Origin of the sequence: Rhodococcus sp. DK176, assembly GCF_038447315.2 — a bacterium.
In the GTDB taxonomy this organism is placed as follows: Bacteria; Actinomycetota; Actinomycetes; order Mycobacteriales; family Mycobacteriaceae; genus Rhodococcus_F; species Rhodococcus_F jostii_A.
Map to the genome: position 1 here is coordinate 4,944,371 of NZ_CP118321.2, position 15,224 is coordinate 4,959,594.

Consider the following 15,224-nt stretch of genomic DNA (forward strand, 5'->3'; position numbering starts at 1 on the left):
AACGAGCACAGAGACTCTTTAACCACGCACGGGCGGCGGAGCCGCCTACAGTCCGGCGGCGGTGGCCAGTTGCGGCAGGTACTCCCGCGGCTGCCCGAACAGCTGTGCGCTCCCGTGCGCACGTTTGAAGTGCAGCTGCGCGTCGTGTTCCCACGTGATCGCGATGCCGCCGTGCAGCTGGACGGCCTCGGACGCGACGTGCTGCAGTGCCTCCGAGCAGTACACCTTCGCGATGACGGCGTCCTCGTGCGTCCCCGACAGCGCCGCGGCGTACGACATGGACCTGGCCGTCTCGACGAGGGCGTACATGTCGGCCATGCGGTGCTTGAGTGCCTGGAACGACCCGATCGCCCGGCCGAACTGCTTGCGCGACTTCGCGTACTCGACCGTCTGCTCCAGCGCCGCGGACGCCGCACCCACCTGTTCCGCCGACAACGCGACCAGTGCGACCGTGCGCAACTGGTCGACGAGGTCGGTGGGGGAGACGAGCCTGCGCGCCGCGACTCCGTCGAACACGACCTCCGACAGCGGACGCGTCGGGTCCATCGCCGGGACGCGGCGACGCGTGACGCCGTCCACCGCCGGGTCGACCTCGAACAATCCGGCGGACGTGGGAACCAGGAGCACGTCCGCGACGTCACCGCCGAGCACGTACGACGCCGTCCCCGACAGCGTCTCGCCCGATGCGGTGACCCCGAATCCGGACCAGCCGTCCGCACCTGCCCAGCACAGCGCGGCGACAGTTCCGGCCGCGATGCCGGGCAGCAGTCGGGCGCACGCGTCGTCGTCCCCCGACAGCACCAGCGCCTGCGCGGCCAGCACGGCGCTGCCCAGCATCGGCGACGGCGTCAGCGTGCGGCCCAGTTCTTCCTGCACCACATGCACTTCCAGCAGCGACGCCCCCACGCCGTCGTATTTCTCCGGCACGGCCAGCGCGGCGACGCCGATCTGCTCGCACAGCTTCGACCACAGGGTGTCGTCGTAGCCGTGCTCGGTGGTGATCGCCCGGCGGACGGCGGCCGAGTCGGAATGCTTACCCAGCAGATCCCGGACCGACGACCGGAGCGCGGCCCGCTCCTCGTTGTCGAAACTCATGACGCCTCCACGAGCGAGTCGACGACGCGGCCGCGGTGGTACGCCGGCGTGCCCCAGGCGGTGACCAGCGCCCGGACCTTGGTGAGCCAAAGCGACAGGTCGTGCTCCTGGGTGTAGCCGATGGCGCCGTGCACCTGCAGCGCCACCCGCGCCGCCCGGTCCGCGGCATCCCCGCACGCGACCTTCGCCGCGGAGACGTCCCGGGAACTGTCGACGGACCCGTCCCGCACGGACAGTGCTGCACCGTGCAGCAGCGGCCGCGACATCTCCAGCCCGACCGCGACCTCGGCCAGGTGATGTTTGATGGCCTGGAACTGTCCGATCACCTTGCCGAACTGCTTGCGCTGCTTGGCATAGTCGGTGGTCACGTCCAGCAGGGTCTGCCCGAGTCCCTGCAGTTGGGCGGCGGTGGCCAGGGCGCCGAGATCGAATGCGGGCGCGAAGTCGGCGTCGCCGAATGCGTCCCCGGCGGTCAGTGGATACAGCCGTCGCGACTGATCCACCGAGTTCTGCACCGCCCCGGCCTGTCCGAGGCTCACGGTGGCGCCGTCGACGAGCAGGACGAGGTCGGCCGAGTCGGCATCGACGGCGAACGGCACGTGCGGCGCGGCCGCGACCGTGGCGAGTGAACCGGAAGCCAACGCCGCCAACCGGTCCGGGCCCACCTGCGCGAGCAGGGCGGGCGCGACGGCCACGGTTTCGGCCACCGGACCGGGAACGGCATGGCGTCCGAGTTGCTCGACGGCCACGACGAGGTCGACGGCGTCGGCGCCCAGCCCGTCGTGCTCGTCCGCGACGAGCAGTCCGTTGACGCCGGTCTCGGCGAGGCGCTGCCACACCTTCAGGCCCGGACCCGTGTCGCCTGTGTTCCACGACCGGATCACCGCCGGCATGTCCGCCTTCGACAGCAACGCGTCGATGCTGGAAGCGAAGTCCTGATGGGAGGAGTCGAGTGTGAATCTCATCGATCCGCCTTCGGTAGGCCGAGCAGCCGCTCGGCGATCACGTTCTTCTGAATCTCGTTGGTGCCGGCGTAGATCGGCCCGGACAGGGAGAACAGGTAGCCGTCCATCCAGTTGTCCGCGAGCTCCGCCGAGGCGCCCTGCAATTCGAGTGCGGTCTCGTGCGTGGCGATGTCCCACTCCGACCAGAACACCTTGTTGATCGACGATTCGGCGCCCAGTTGCCCGCCGTCGGCCAGTCGGGTGACGGTGCCGAACGTGTTCAGCTGGTACGCGCGGGCGCCGATCCAGGCGTCGGCGACCTGGTTTCGCAGGTCCGTGTCGTCGGTGCGTCCGCTGTTCCGGAACAGCTCCACCAGCCGATCGACGGTCGCGAGGAAACGGCCCGGGCTGCGCAGCGACAGTCCGCGTTCGTTGGACGCGGTGCTCATCGCCACACGCCAGCCCTGGTTCACGCCGCCGATCACCCCGGACTCGCCGGGGTTCGCGGGGTCGTCCGGGACGAAGACGTCCTCGAGGAAGATCTCCGCGAAACCGGGTTCGCCGTCCAGCTGATCGATCGGGCGCACGGTCACGCCCTTCGAGCGCAGGTCGAACATGAAGTATGTGATGCCCTTGTGCCGCTGGGCATCCGGGTCGGACCGGAACAGTCCGAAGCCCCAGTCCGCGAAGCTCGCCCGCGAACTCCACGTCTTCTGCCCGTTCAGCACCCAGCCACCGTCGACGCGCCGCGCGGTGGAACGGAGCGACGCGAGGTCGCTACCCGACTCCGGCTCCGACCAGGCCTGCGCCCAGATGTCGTCGGCGCGGGCCATCCGCGGCATGATGCGGGCCAACTGCTCGGCGTTCGCGTGCTCGAACAGCGTCGGGGCGAGCAGGAAGATGCCGTTCTGGCTGACGCGTCCGGGCGCACCCGAACGGTAGTACTCCTCCTCGAACACCACCCATTCCAGCAGCGACGCGTCCCGTCCACCCAGCTCCTCCGGCCACGACACCACCGACAGCCGGGCGTCGGCGAGTGTGCGTTCCCACTCGCGGTGCGCCTCGAAACCCTCGGCGGTGTCCATCGACGGCAGCGGCTCGGCGGGAACGTTGTCGCGCAGGAAGGTTCGCACCTCCTCGCGGAAGGCGACGGTGGCGGCGCCGAACTCGAGATCCACTTACTTCGCCCCTTCGTTCGAGTTGCGTGCACTGGCCGCCATCGACTTGGCATCCATGCCGCCGAGCGGATCGGTGTCGATCTCGGCGTTGTGCGCGTGCGCGAAGTGGTGGAGGCCGAAGACGGAGTCCATGCCGTTCCGCATGCCCATCTGGTCCTCGCACTGGTTGACGGCCTTCTTGGTGAGCGCGAGCCCGAACCGGGGCATGGCGGCGATGCGCCCGGCGATCGCGAGCGTCTCCTGCTCCAGGTCCTCGCGGGGCACGACGCGGTTGACCATGCCCACCTCGTACGCGCGCTGCGCGGTGAACCGGTCGCCGGTGAAGAGGATTTCCTTCGCGAACCGCGGTCCGAGCATCCACGGATGCGCGAAGTACTCGACCCCCGGAATGCCCATACGTACGACCGGGTCGGAGAAGAACGCGTCGTCCGACGCCACGATGAGGTCGCACACCCACGCCAGCATCAGCCCGCCGGCGATGCAGGCGCCCTGAATCATCGCGATGGTCGGCTTCGGGATCTCGCGCCAGCGACGGCACATCCCGAGATAGACCTCCATCTCGCGCGCGAACCGCTGGTCGCCACCCGGCTTGTCGACGTGGTCCCACCACATGACGGCCTTGTTGTCGTAGTGCACGTGATGGTCCCGGCCCGGGGTCCCGATGTCGTGCCCGGCGCTGAAGTGCTTCCCGTTGCCGGCGAGGACGATCACCTTCACGTCGTCGTCCTCGACGGCCCGCTCGAACGCGGCGTCGAGGGCGTACGTCATCACCGAGTTCTGGGCGTTGCGGTAGTCGGGGCGGTTGAGCGTCACGAATGCGACACCGTCACGCACCTCGTAGGTGACGACGTCACCCTCGTCCGGAACCGTCATTTCTTCTCCTCACGCAGAACGTTTTTCATGACCTTCCCGGAGGGGTTCCGGGGGAGGGAGTCGACGAAGCGCACCGATCGGGGCACCTTGAAGTTGGCGAGTCGCTCCTTGCAGAACGCGACCACGTCGTCCTCGGCGAGCGTGACGCCCGGCTTGGCGACCACGTAGGCCCGCCCGACCTCGCCCATCCGCTCGTCGGGAACACCGATGACGGCAGACTCCGCGACGCCGTCGAGTCGGGCAAGGGCGTTCTCCACCTCAGCGGGATACACGTTGAAACCGCCGGAGATGTACATGTCCTTGAGGCGGTCGGTGATGTCGACGTAACCGCGGTCGTCCAGGGTGCCGACGTCGCCGGTATGCAGCCAGCCGTCCGCATCGATGGTCTTGGCAGTCGATTCGGGGTCGTCGAGGTAACCGAGCATCACGTTCTCGCCGCGCACCAGGATCTCGCCCTGGTCGCCGATCCGGACCTCCATCCCGGGGATGGCGCGACCCGACGTGGTCGAGACGGTCACCGGGTCGTCGTCGGTCCGGCACATCGTGACCACCACCGCCTCCGTCTGGCCGTAGGCGGTGAGGACGGCGTCGAAGCTCAGCTCCGACTGCATCCGTTCCACCAGGGCGACCGGCACCGCGGCCGCGCCCGTGATCGCGACCCGCAGGCTGGACAGGTCGTACTTCGGCCGGTCGGGGTGGTCGAGGATCGACTGGAAGATCGTGGGGGCGCCGGGCAGCACGGTGATCTGCTCGTCGTGCACGGTCGCCATCACCTTCGGCACGTCGAACACCGCCATCGGTACCACCGTCGCCCCGTTCAGCAGGCACACCAGGAACCCCGCCTTGTATCCGAAGGTGTGGAAGAACGGGTTGATGATCAGGTAGTTGTCGTCGGAGGTCACCTCGGCGCACTCACCCCACGCCTGCGCGATGCCCACCGACTGCCGGTGCGCACTCATCACGCCCTTGCTGCGGCCCGTCGTGCCCGACGTGAACATGACGTCGGAGACGTCGTCGGGGGAGACGGCGGCCGCGCGGGCATCGGCCTCGGCACGCGTGTCCTCGTCGGCGAGGGCGAGGAAGTCGTCGAAGTCGAAGACGCCGGGCAACTCGGCGTCGCCGCCGTCGACCGGAACCCGGACGACGGTCGGCAGGTCGAAGGTGCTCGACTCGTCGCGCAGCGACGCGTACCGGTCGGTGCCGAGGAAGTTGCCCGCGACCACCAGTGCGGTGGTCTTGGTGCGCTCGAGAATGTCGAGGGCCTCCGTGGCCGTGTACCGGGTGTTGATCGGGACGAGAGTCGCACCGGCGTAGTGGATGCCGAGCGCCGCGACCACCCAGTGATACGTGTTGGGCGACCACACCGCGACGTGATCGCCGGGCCGCACGTCCTGTGAGCTGAGTGCGGCGGCGAAATCGCGGACACGGTCGTGCAGTTGTGTGAAGGTCAGACGGACGTCGCCGTCCGCCACGGCTGTGAGCTCGCCGAATTCGCGTGCGGCCCGTTTCAGGGCGGACGGGGTGGTTGTCGGTTGTTCGGTCACTGGGCTCCCTACCTACCTAGCAAGTGCTTGGTAGGTTATCTTACAGACGTGGACCAGAGCGAGAGCCCGGACGGGCTGATCACCGACGACGACTTTGCGCAGACCGTCAGGACGTGGCTGAACGACAACCTCACCGGCGACTTCGCCCGGCTGAAAGGCAAGGGCGGCCCCGGCAGCGAGCACGAGTTCTTCGAGGAACGGCTCGCGTGGGACCGTCATCTCGCCGCGGCGGGATGGACCTGCCTCGGCTGGCCGAAGGAGCACGGCGGGCGCGGAGCCACGTTGGCCCAGCAGGTGGTGTTCCATCAGGAGTACGCGAAGTCGGGGGCGCCGGCGCGGGTCAGCCACGTCGGCGAGGAACTGCTCGGCCCGACGCTCATCGCGTTCGGCACCGAGGAACAGAAGCGTCGCTTCCTCCCCGGCATCAACACCGTGACCGAACTGTGGGCGCAGGGCTATTCCGAGCCGGGCGCCGGTTCCGACCTCGCGAACGTATCCACCACCGCGCGCCTCGACGGCGACAAGTGGGTGATCAACGGGCAAAAGGTGTGGACGTCCCTCGCGCACGTCGCCCAGTGGGCGTTCGTCCTCTGCCGCACCGAACCGGGATCCAAGCGGCACCAGGGCCTGAGCTTCCTGCTCGTCCCGCTCGACCAGCCCGGCGTCACGGTCCGGCCCATCCAGCAGTTGACCGGCACGTCCGAGTTCAACGAGGTGTTCTTCGACGACGCCGTCACGGACGCGGATCTGGTGGTCGGGGAGCCGGGTGACGGCTGGCGCGTCGCGATGGGTCTGCTCACCTTCGAGCGCGGCGTGTCCACGCTCGGGCAGCAGATCGGATTCGCCCGCGAACTGCAGGGCGTCGTCGACCTCGCGAAAGCCAACGGTGCGGCGACCGACCCCAACATCCGCGAGAAGATCGCCCGCGCGTGGGTCGGGCTGCGGGTGATGCGAGCGCACGCACTGCGCACCCTGGAGGCGGTCGACGCCGGGACCTCCGGCGCGGAGGCGTCCGTCGCGAAGCTGCTCTGGGCCAACTGGCACCGCGACCTCGGACAGCTGGCCATGGAAGTGCAGGGCGCGGCGTCGCTGCTCGCCCCGGCCGATCCGGCGTCCGACGTCACGGACCCCGAACATCTCGAACTCGGCGACTGGCAGCGGCTCTTCCTCTTCACCCGCGCCGACACGATCTACGGCGGATCCAACGAGATCCAGCGCAACATCATCTCCGAGCGCGTGCTCGGACTCCCCCGAGAGGCACGACCGTGACACAGACATCCCCACTCGCCACCGCGCCCGCCGAGACTCCGGGACACGACCTGCTGACAGGCAAGAAGGTCGTCGTCACCGCCGCGGCGGGCACCGGCATCGGCTACGCGTCCGCGCGACGCGCCCTGCTCGAGGGCGCCGACGTGCTGGTGTCCGACTGGCACGAACGACGGCTCGGCGAGACGCAGGAAAAGCTCGCCGCCGAATTCCCGGGCCAGGTGGTCGAGGCGCTGACGTGTGACGTGTCCAGCACGGAGCAGGTGAATGCGCTGATCGCTGGCGCCGCCGAACGACTCGGCCGGATCGATGTCCTCGTCAACAACGCCGGACTCGGTGGCGAGACACCGCTCGTCGACATGACGGACGAGGAGTGGGACCGCGTCCTCGACATCACGCTCAACGGAACGTTCCGCGCCACCCGCGCCGCGCTGCGCTACTTCAAGGAGGTCCCGCACAACGGTGTACTGGTCAACAATGCGTCGGTCCTCGGGTGGCGGGCCCAGCACTCGCAGGCGCACTACGCGGCCGCGAAGGCCGGCGTCATGGCCCTGACCCGCTGCAGCGCGATCGAGGCCGCCGAGTACGGCGTCCGGATCAACGCCGTCGCGCCGTCCATCGCGCGGCACGCGTTCCTCGCGAAGGTCACCAGCGAAGAACTCCTCGACAAGCTGGCGTCCGGCGAGGCGTTCGGCCGCGCCGCCGAGGTGTGGGAAATCGCCGCCACCATCGCCATGCTCGCCAGCGACTACACCACGTACCTCACCGGCGAGGTCGTGTCGATCTCGTCGCAGAGGGCGTAGCCGCCCCGTGCGTGGTTAACGAGTGTCTGGACTCCTTAACCACGCACGGGGCCGAGGCCCCTAACAAGCGCTTGGTTGATAGGATGTGACGATGACGCCACCCCCCGCCGACGACACGTCCGGCAAGTCCGGACGCCGGACCGAACTCCTCGACATCGCGGCCACCCTGTTCGCCGAACGGGGCCTGCGGGCCACCACCGTGCGCGACATCGCCGACGCCGCGGGCATCCTGTCGGGCAGCCTGTACCACCACTTCGACTCGAAGGAGTCGATGGTCGACGAGATCCTACGGGGCTTCCTCGACGACCTGTTCGGCAAGTACCGCGAGATCGTCGCGTCCGGCCTCGACAGCCGCGCCACCCTCGAAGCGCTGGTCACCACGTCCTACGAGGCGATCGACGCGTCGCATTCCGCGGTCGCGATCTATCAGGACGAGGTGAAGCACCTCGTCGCGAACGAGCGCTTCACGTACCTGTCCGAACTGAACACCGAATTCCGCGAGCTGTGGATGGGTGTGCTCGAGGCGGGTGTGAAGGACGGCAGCTTCCGATCCGACATCGACGTCGAGCTCGCCTTCCGATTCCTCCGCGACACTGCCTGGGTCGCCGTCCGCTGGTACCGGCCCGGCGGCTCGGTCACGGTCGACACCGTCGCCAAGCAATACCTCTCGATCGTCCTCGACGGACTTGCGAGTCCCCATAACTGACTAGGAGTTTCACATGACCGAGGCCTACATCGTCGACGCCGTTCGCACACCGATCGGCAAGAAGAACGGTGGCCTGTCCGGCGTGCACCCCGCCGACCTGGGCGCGCACGTCATCAAGGCCCTCGTCGAGCGCACGGGCTTCGACCCGGCGGGTGTCGACGACGTCGTCTTCGGTTGCGTCGACGCGATCGGCGGGCAGGCGGGCAACATCGCCCGCACCGCGTGGCTGGCCGCCGGCTACCCGGAGGAGGTCCCGGGGGTCACGGTGGACCGGCAGTGCGGGTCGAGTCAGCAGGCCGTGCACTTCGGTGCGCAGGCGATCCTGAGCGGCACCGCCGACCTGATCGTCGCCGGCGGTGTGCAGAACATGAGCCAGATCCCGATCGCCTCGGCAATGGTGGTCGGTCAGCAGTACGGATTCGACACCCCGTTCGGCGGATCGACGGGCTGGACGGAACGCTACGGCGACCAGGAGGTGTCGCAGTTCAACGGCGCCGAACTGATCGCGGACAAGTGGGACATCAGCCGCGAGGAACTCGAGCGCTGGGCGTTGCAGAGCCACGAACGGGCGCGGACGGCCATCGCCGAGGGGCGCTTCGACCGCGAGATCGTTCCGTTCGGTGACGTGACGACGGACGAGGGTCCGCGCGAGACCAGCCTCGAGAAGATGGCGGCGCTGAAGACCCTCACCGAAGGGGGACGTCTCACGGCCGCGGTCGCGAGCCAGATCTCCGACGGTGCGAGCGCGGTGCTGCTGGCCTCACCGGAAGCGGTCGAGAGGTACGGCCTGACTCCCCGTGCCCGCATCCACCACCTCAGCGCCCGCGGCGCCGACCCGATCTTCATGCTCAGCGCCCCGATCCCCGCCACGCGTTACGCGCTGGAGAAGACGGGCCTGAGCATCGACGACATCGACCTGATCGAGATCAACGAGGCCTTCGCGCCGGTCGTCCTCGCATGGATCAAGGAGATCGGCGCCGACCCGGCGAAGGTCAACGTCAACGGCGGCGCGATCGCCCTCGGACACCCCCTCGGCGCGACCGGCACGAAGCTGATGGCCACCCTCCTCAACGAGCTCGAGCGCACCGGCGGCCGCTACGGTCTGCAGACCATCTGCGAAGGCGGCGGCACAGCCAACGCCACCATCATCGAACGCCTGTGAGTACTTGTTAACCGCGGGCGGTTAACAAGTACTCACAGGTCAGGTGCGGGCGTGACCGGCGATGTCCTCCGTGAACGCCTGCATCATCTCGGCGGTGAGGGTGGGACGCACCGTGCCGATCACGTCCAGGTAGTCCTGGGTACCGGCATGGCAGCGTCCCCCCGAGTCGACGCTGCACTCGAACGTCGCCTGCGCAACGGTCCGTGCCGCGTGCGCGACGTCGGCGGGCGTGTAACCCTCGGTCGCGGCGACGAGGGCGGACACGTCGACCTGCTCGTTGCCGAGGTACCGCTCCCACAGTGCGTGCCGGGCCTCCGCGTCCGGCGCGCCGATCGGCAGCACATAGTCGAAACGTCCGTGACGTAGGAACGCATCATCCAGTGCGCGAACGGAATTGGTGGCGCACACCAGCAACCGTCCGCCGCGTTCACGGAAGTGGACGATCGATTTCAGCAGTTCGTTCACCACCCCGACTGACTGCGATCCGGGCCTGCGCCGCGCCGCCACCTCCTCCACCTCGTCGATGAAGACGACGACGTGCTCGAGTTCGCCCATCGACGTGAACGCCTCTCCGAGACCGGCAGCGAGACCGTTCTCGCCGGCCGCGAGCCGCGACGGGAACAGTTCGACGAACGGCCAGCCGAGCCGGCTGGCGATGGCACGCGCGAACGTCGTCTTCCCGGTTCCCGGTGGTCCGAACAGGACCACGGCGCGCGGCGGTGCCACGCCGTGGTCGGCGGCCAGCGCGGGCCGCGACAGGGGGAGCACGATCTTGCGTTCGATCAGCGACTTCTCCCGGGACATGCCGGCGACCTGTTTCCACAGTCCGGCGGGCGGTACCGCGCCGCCGAGCGTCGCCAGGACCCCGGCCGTACGGGGCGACACCGTCCCGAGCTTCTCGTAGTACGTGACTCCGCTGCGGGCGGTGAATCCGGAATTGCTCAGCGCGGTGGCACCGGTCTCACCTTCGGGGAGGAGCGCGCTCACCCGCCGCACTCCTCTGGCGAGGAGCTGGTGCTCGAGCTGCGACAGCAGGGCGCTGCCGAGCCCTTGGGCACGCCATTCGGGATCGAGGGAGAGGCGCATGACCCAGGCGCGGTCCTCATCGACGCGAGCGACCGCCGTCCCGATGATGAGACCGTCCTTCGTCGCGACGACCGCCGGGTGACGGTTCAGCAGACTTCCGACCACGTCCGACAGCGCGAACAGGGGCGGTTGGTCTGTGGTGGTGGAACTGCTGTCCATGCGCACGACGGACTCGAGATCCTCCGGTTCGAAGTCTCGGATGCTCCAGGCGTCCATGCGCCCTCCCTGATGTGGATGGCGGATCCTCAGACTACGTCTGCTGTGAGTACTTATTAACCGCCCGCGGTTGATAAGTACTCACGGGCGCGAAGCGCTACGCTCGAATCCACAGGTGACGAGTCCTGAACGGGGCCGTGATGCACGAGTTGGCAATCACCCAGAGCGTCGTCGACGCCGTCTGCGAGACCGCCGCGGGACGGACGGTCCACAGTGTGCGCGTGCAGGTGGGGGCGTTGACGGCCGTGGTCGCCGATTCGATGCAGTTCTGTTTCGAACTGGTCACCGAAGGGACCGTCGCGCACGGTGCCCGTCTCGACATCGACCACACCCCGGGCGGTGCGCACTGCCGTGAGTGCGGCGCGGACTTCGCGCTCACGGACCTGGTGTTGCTGTGCCCGTGCGGAAGTGCGGACGTTGAGGTCACGTCGGGTCGGGAACTACGAATCCTCTCGATGGAAGTGAGCTGACGCAAAATGTGTGCCACCTGTGGATGCGGAGACGAGACCGGAACCAGGATCACGGTGCCCCACGAGCACCCCCACGACCACGACCACGAGCATCCGCACGATCACGAGCATCCGCACGACCACGACCACGAGCACACCCACGAACACCCGCACGAGCCTGCGACCGAGACGGTGACCCTCGAGCAGAAGGTGCTGGCGAAGAACGACCTCACCGCGGAGCGCAACCGGGGCTGGCTGGCGGGGCGCGGGGTGCTCGCCCTGAACGTGATGAGTTCGCCGGGGTCTGGGAAGACGACTCTCCTCGAACGCACCATCGCCGACATCGGTGGGCAGCGACGCGTCTCGGTGGTGGAGGGTGACCAGGAGACGATGCTCGACGCCAACCGCATCAAGGCGACGGGATGTGCTGTGGTGCAGGTGAACACGGGAGCCGGGTGTCACCTCGACGCCGAGATGATGCGGGACGCGCTGACCGCCCTCGACCCCGAGCCCAACTCGCTGCTGTTCATCGAGAACGTGGGGAACCTGGTCTGTCCGGCACTGTTCGATCTCGGTGAGAAGAGCAGGGTGGTGGTGATCTCGGTGACCGAGGGGACGGACAAGCCGCTCAAGTATCCGCACATGTTCGCGGCGGCGAACCTGGTGATCGTGAACAAGGCGGACCTGTTGCCGTACGTGGACTTCGACGTCGATCTCTGCACGAAGTACGCACGGTCGGTGAACCCCGACCTGCAGATGATCACGCTGTCGGCGACGACGGGTCAGGGCATTGCGCAGTGGTACGACTGGATTGCGAAGCAATGACGCCCATACACGACGGGGTCGAACTGCGCGGTGCGACGCGCCGAGGACCGTTGACATCCGCTCGACGGCGGAGCTAAATAAATATCAGCGCCACACAGGTGGGCCGACGGTCGACTCCGGTGGCGACAGGAGTTGTGTTCACTCCGGAAAGCGACCTGATATGCCGACACAGGAAGCAATCAACGCCGAGGACACCCTGATTCACGTGCTGTGGATCAATGCGGGACTCAGTTGCGACGGCGATTCGGTGGCCTTGACGGCTGCGACGCAGCCCAGTGTCGAGGAGATTGCTCTGGGAGCCCTGCCGGGCCTACCCAAAGTGGCCGTTCACTGGCCGCTGATCGACTTCGAGAACGGCCCCGAGGGCGGCGCCGACGACTTCCTGGAGTGGTTCTGGAAGGCGGATCGCGGCGAGCTCGAACCCTTCGTCCTGGTGGTGGAGGGTTCCATCCCGAACGAGCAACTTCACGACGAGGGTTACTGGTGCGGGTTCGGCAACAATCCCGAGACGGGCCAGCCGGTGACGACGAGTGAATGGCTCGATCGTCTGGCTCCGAAGGCGACGGCGATCGTCGCGGCGGGCACGTGCGCCACGTATGGCGGTATCCACGCGATGGCGGGTAACCCGACCGGTGCGATGGGCGTTCCCGACTATCTCGGCTGGGATTGGAAGTCGAAGGCGGGCATCCCGATCGTCTGCGTTCCCGGCTGCCCGATCCAACCGGACAACCTGTCGGAGACGCTGACGTATCTCCTCTACATGGCCACCGAGCAGGCGCCCATGATTCCGCTCGACGACGCTCTGCGTCCGCAGTGGCTGTTCGGGGCCACGGTGCATGAGGGCTGCGACCGCGCCGGCTACTACGAGCAGGGTGATTTCGCCACCGAGTACGGCTCGCCCAAGTGCATCGTGAAGCTGGGGTGCTGGGGTCCGGTCGTCAAGTGCAACGTCCCGAAGCGGGGCTGGATCAACGGTGTCGGTGGGTGCCCGAATGTGGGCGGTATCTGCATCGGGTGCACGATGCCGGGCTTCCCGGACAAGTTCATGCCGTTCATGGACGAACCGCCGGGCGGCAAGATCTCCGCCGCGGCGTCCGGACTGTACGGATCCGCCATTCGGAGCCTCCGCAAGATCACCAAGACCACTTTGGACAAAGAGCCGCACTGGCGCAGTCGCGGTACGAAACTGACCACGGGCGCCACACGCACCTGGTAGTCCCGCTCGGGGTCTCGGGCGGTAGTCCGACGGCCTCGAACACTGAGAGGTACGTCGATGACAACGATCATTCCGGAACCTTCGCACAAGTCGGAATCCGACGGCCTGGTCGAGATGGCGTGGGATCCGATCACGCGCATCGTGGGCAGCCTGGGCATCTACACGAAGATCGATTTCAAACAGAAGGAAGTCGTGGAGTGCCACAGCACCTCGTCGATCTTCCGCGGCTATTCGATCTTCATGAAGGGTAAGGATCCCCGCGACGCCCACTTCATCACCAGCCGCATCTGCGGTATCTGTGGTGACAACCATGCGACGTGTTCGTGCTACACCCAGAACATGGCCTACGGTGTGCAGCCCCCGCACATCGGCGAGTGGATCGTCAACCTCGGCGAGGCCGCGGAATACATGTTCGACCACAACATCTTTCAGGAGAACCTCGTCGGTGTGGACTTCTGCGAGAAGATGGTGTCCGAGACCAATCCGGGGGTGCTCGCGCAGGCCGAGAAGACCGAGGCGCCGCACGCCGGCGAGCACGGCTACAAGACCATCGCCGACATCATGCGTTCGCTCAACCCGTTCACCGGTGAATTCTATCGGGAGGCGTTGCAGGTCAGCAGGTGGACGCGAGAGATGTTCTGCCTCATGGAAGGTCGGCACGTCCATCCGTCCACCCTGTATCCGGGTGGCGTGGGCACGGTCGCGACGATCCAGTTGATGACCGATTACACGACGCGTCTGATGCGCTACGTGGAGTTCATGAAGAAGGTCGTCCCCATGCACGACGACCTGTTCGACTTCTTCTACGAGGCCATGCCCGGCTACGAGAAGGTCGGCCTGCGCCGGACGCTCCTCGGCTGCTGGGGATCCTTCCAGGATCCCGCGGTGTGCAACTTCTCCTACAAGGACATGGAGAAGTGGGGACGGGCCATGTTCGTCACGCCCGGCATCGTGGTCGACGGCAAACTGATCACCACGTCCCTCGTCGACATCAATCTGGGCATCCGAATCCTGCTGGGCAGTTCCTATTACGACGACTGGACCGACCAGGAAATGTTCGTGAAGAACGATCCGCTCGGGAACCCGGTCGACCGCAGGCATCCGTGGAACCAGCACACCAACCCGCACCCGCAGAAACGCGACATGGAGGACAAGTACAGCTGGGTGATGTCGCCGCGGTGGTTCGACGGCACGGACCATCTCGCGCTGGACACCGGCGGCGGGCCGCTGGCCCGGCTCTGGAGTACCGCCCTCGCGGGTCTCGTCGACATCGGGTACGTGCAGTCGACCGGTCACAGCGTGAAGATCAACCTGCCGAAGACCGCGCTGAAGGGCCCGGTCGAGCTGGAATGGAAGATCCCGCGGTACGGCAGCAACACGATCGAGCGTGACCGGGCGCGGACGTACTTCCAGGCCTACGCGGCGGCGTGTGCGCTGCATTTCGCGGAGAAGGCGCTCGCCGAGATCCGGGCCGGGCACACGAAGACGTGGGAGAAGTTCGAGGTCCCCGACGAGGGCATCGGCTGCGGCTTCACGGAAGCGGTGCGCGGAGTTCTGTCGCACCACATGGTGATTCGCGACGGCAAGATCGCGAACTACCACCCGTATCCGCCGACCCCGTGGAACGCCAATCCCCGCGACAGCTTCGGTACGCCGGGGCCGTACGAGGACGCGGTGCAGGGTCAGCCGATCTTCGAGGAGAACGATCGGGAGCACTTCAAGGGCATCGACATCATGCGGACCGTCCGCAGTTTCGATCCCTGCCTGCCCTGCGGTGTGCACATGTATCTCGGTGAGGGAAAGACGCTGGAGAAGCTGCATTCGCCCACCCAGTCCGTGACCGGCGAGTGACGAGGTACGC

14 protein-coding genes are annotated in these 15,224 nt (G+C 67.2%); 8 read left to right on the forward strand and 6 right to left on the reverse strand.

Annotated features, from left to right (window positions below):
- Positions 1 to 45: 45 nt before the first annotated feature.
- From PSR88_RS23390 to fadD3, 5 genes are read right to left on the reverse strand one after another with little or no spacing between them, the layout of a single operon-like run.
- Complete coding sequence (locus PSR88_RS23390) at positions 46 to 1,095, reverse strand: acyl-CoA dehydrogenase family protein (RefSeq protein ID WP_342338474.1); 1,050 nt, start codon at positions 1,093 to 1,095, stop codon at positions 46 to 48.
- Positions 1,092 to 2,060 (reverse strand): acyl-CoA dehydrogenase, encoded by a 969-nt coding sequence (locus tag PSR88_RS23395; RefSeq protein WP_342338476.1) that lies wholly within the window; start codon positions 2,058 to 2,060, stop codon positions 1,092 to 1,094. Before PSR88_RS23395 ends, PSR88_RS23390 begins: the two co-directional genes overlap by 4 nt.
- The gene (locus PSR88_RS23400; RefSeq protein WP_342338478.1) at positions 2,057 to 3,217 is read right to left on the reverse strand and encodes an acyl-CoA dehydrogenase family protein; all 1,161 of its coding nucleotides are present in this window, start codon (positions 3,215 to 3,217) and stop codon (positions 2,057 to 2,059) included. Before PSR88_RS23400 ends, PSR88_RS23395 begins: the two co-directional genes overlap by 4 nt.
- Positions 3,218 to 4,090 (reverse strand): enoyl-CoA hydratase, encoded by an 873-nt coding sequence (locus tag PSR88_RS23405; RefSeq protein ID WP_005254492.1) that lies wholly within the window; start codon positions 4,088 to 4,090, stop codon positions 3,218 to 3,220.
- Positions 4,087 to 5,634 carry a 3-[(3aS,4S,7aS)-7a-methyl-1,5-dioxo-octahydro-1H-inden-4-yl]propanoyl:CoA ligase gene (gene fadD3, locus PSR88_RS23410; protein ID WP_011596962.1) on the reverse strand — a complete coding sequence of 516 codons (1,548 nt, stop codon included), beginning with the start codon at positions 5,632 to 5,634 and terminating at the stop codon, positions 4,087 to 4,089. The genes PSR88_RS23405 and fadD3 overlap by 4 nt, the downstream gene beginning before the upstream one ends.
- A 48-nt stretch (positions 5,635 to 5,682) precedes the next feature.
- Between fadD3 and PSR88_RS23415 the strand changes: the two genes are divergently transcribed.
- The 4 genes from PSR88_RS23415 (at position 5,683) to PSR88_RS23430 (ending at position 9,571) form a co-directional block, all read left to right on the forward strand.
- Positions 5,683 to 6,903, forward strand: coding sequence for an acyl-CoA dehydrogenase family protein (locus tag PSR88_RS23415; protein ID WP_009477671.1), 1,221 nt, complete (start codon positions 5,683 to 5,685; stop codon positions 6,901 to 6,903).
- Complete coding sequence (locus PSR88_RS23420) at positions 6,900 to 7,703, forward strand: SDR family oxidoreductase (protein ID WP_342338479.1); 804 nt, start codon at positions 6,900 to 6,902, stop codon at positions 7,701 to 7,703. The genes PSR88_RS23415 and PSR88_RS23420 overlap by 4 nt, the downstream gene beginning before the upstream one ends.
- Before the next feature lie 91 nt (positions 7,704 to 7,794).
- Positions 7,795 to 8,409, forward strand: coding sequence for a TetR/AcrR family transcriptional regulator (locus PSR88_RS23425; RefSeq protein ID WP_009477673.1), 615 nt, complete (start codon positions 7,795 to 7,797; stop codon positions 8,407 to 8,409).
- Positions 8,410 to 8,422: 13 nt separating this feature from the next.
- Complete coding sequence (locus tag PSR88_RS23430) at positions 8,423 to 9,571, forward strand: acetyl-CoA C-acetyltransferase (protein ID WP_011596965.1); 1,149 nt, start codon at positions 8,423 to 8,425, stop codon at positions 9,569 to 9,571.
- A gap of 39 nt (positions 9,572 to 9,610) precedes the next feature.
- Here the strand turns inward: PSR88_RS23430 and PSR88_RS23435 are convergent, their stop codons facing one another.
- The gene (locus PSR88_RS23435; RefSeq protein WP_011596966.1) at positions 9,611 to 10,873 is read right to left on the reverse strand and encodes an ATP-binding protein; all 1,263 of its coding nucleotides are present in this window, start codon (positions 10,871 to 10,873) and stop codon (positions 9,611 to 9,613) included.
- A 140-nt stretch (positions 10,874 to 11,013) separates the two neighbouring features.
- Here PSR88_RS23435 and PSR88_RS23440 point away from each other — a divergent pair, with 140 nt between their 5' ends.
- The 4 genes from PSR88_RS23440 to PSR88_RS23455 all read left to right on the forward strand — a co-directional run bounded on the left by PSR88_RS23440 (position 11,014) and on the right by PSR88_RS23455 (position 15,214).
- Complete coding sequence (locus tag PSR88_RS23440; RefSeq protein WP_007300861.1) at positions 11,014 to 11,343, forward strand: hydrogenase maturation nickel metallochaperone HypA; 330 nt, start codon at positions 11,014 to 11,016, stop codon at positions 11,341 to 11,343.
- A gap of 6 nt (positions 11,344 to 11,349) precedes the next feature.
- The gene (gene hypB, locus PSR88_RS23445) at positions 11,350 to 12,147 is read left to right on the forward strand and encodes a hydrogenase nickel incorporation protein HypB (RefSeq protein ID WP_016884054.1); all 798 of its coding nucleotides are present in this window, start codon (positions 11,350 to 11,352) and stop codon (positions 12,145 to 12,147) included.
- A gap of 160 nt (positions 12,148 to 12,307) precedes the next feature.
- Positions 12,308 to 13,363 carry a hydrogenase expression protein HypE gene (locus tag PSR88_RS23450; protein ID WP_005258614.1) on the forward strand — a complete coding sequence of 352 codons (1,056 nt, stop codon included), beginning with the start codon at positions 12,308 to 12,310 and terminating at the stop codon, positions 13,361 to 13,363.
- A gap of 57 nt (positions 13,364 to 13,420) precedes the next feature.
- Positions 13,421 to 15,214, forward strand: a complete 1,794-nt coding sequence (locus PSR88_RS23455; RefSeq protein ID WP_009477678.1) for a nickel-dependent hydrogenase large subunit — start codon at positions 13,421 to 13,423, stop codon at positions 15,212 to 15,214.
- Positions 15,215 to 15,224: the final 10 nt, after the last annotated feature.